This is a genomic window from Bradyrhizobium sp. P2_E8, assembly GCF_056403875.1.
The window spans coordinates 1-1119 of the sequence record NZ_JBFUES010001564.1 but is presented as its reverse complement, the minus strand read 5'-3'; the positions used below and the strand labels follow the sequence as shown (position 1 = coordinate 1119).

The 1119-nt window shown below is 68.5% G+C and carries 2 protein-coding genes; both read right to left on the bottom strand.

The genetic code is table 11. The annotated features are described in order from the left end of the window. Nucleotides 1-280, bottom strand: a 280-nt coding sequence (locus AC1D00_RS42335; RefSeq protein WP_477014809.1) for a LysE family translocator, incomplete at its 3' end; no start/stop codon positions are given. Between the two features lie 229 nt (nucleotides 281-509). Beyond that, entirely contained in the window at nucleotides 510-1019 is a 510-nt protein-coding gene (locus tag AC1D00_RS42330) for a hypothetical protein (RefSeq protein ID WP_477014808.1), read from the bottom strand. Nucleotides 1020-1119 lie beyond the last annotated feature (100 nt).

Below are 1119 nucleotides of genomic sequence, written 5' to 3'. Positions count from 1 at the left end.
GTGCCCAGATCAGCCTGATGCCGAGCCAGACCAGATAGGCGGCGCCGGCAAAGCGCACCCAGTCGAACCAGTAGCCCATGGTCGCCATCAGCGAGGTGAGGCCGACCGCAACAATGCCGATGACGATGGCAAGGCCGGCCTGCGCGCCAAGGACATTGGTGAGCGCCGCACGCGTGCCGTGGCGCAGGCCGTTGGCAATGACGAGGGTGACGATCGGACCCGGCAGCAGCGCCAGCGCAATGCAGGCGGCGACGAAGGCGAGATAGGCTTGCATGGACATCATGGGAGGAACTCGCTGAGGGCGGCGGTGGTGGACATTAATGCATGGCGGAGGCGGGAACGGAAGACAGATGAGCGCGGTGTGCCCGCCCAACCACCGGTGTCATACCCCGCGGATGCGGGGTATCCAGTACGCCGCGGCTTCTCCGTATCCCACGAGCGCCTCGGAATACTGGATCACCCGCTTTCGCGGGTGATGACAGCGGAGAACGTGGCGCGGTTCGCCCCCCTCACCGCCCATCCAGCGCGGCGGCGATCCATTCCTTCATCTCCTGTGTTTCCAGGAACACGAGCGCCGCGCGCTGCACGGCGTTCGCCTCGCCCGCGCCTTGCGCCACCGCGACGAGCAGGTCGCAGCGGCGCGACAACGCGAGGCCGGCGGCGGCATGGCGCGCACCGTCGGGCATGTCGATATCATAATGCCTGATGCGGCCCCGCATGGCGGCGATGCTCACGGCCTCGCCCGCCGCGACGGGCGTGAAGCGCGGACTGATCAGGTCGATATCGGTGACGCGGTCCACCTCGTCGTCATCGGCAACGCCGGTATCGCAATTGCAGAAGCCGCGCTTGGCGCGCACGTAGAGCTCGGCACCGTCGCAGCCGCCCGCGGTACAACGGAACGCGCGGCCGGCGGGCCAGCCGTCGCGGGGAAACGGCCAGCTCATCTCCTGCCAATGCCCGGCGTGTTCCGTCGCATGGGTACGCACGCCGGACAGCGCACCGAGAGCGATCATGGCCATCAGCATCCTCACCCCGCGCCGCATCGTCAGTTCTTCGGCAGGCCGGCGACGGCGCGCGCGGGACCGGTCAGCTCGAGGATATGCAGGCCGGTGTTGGCGC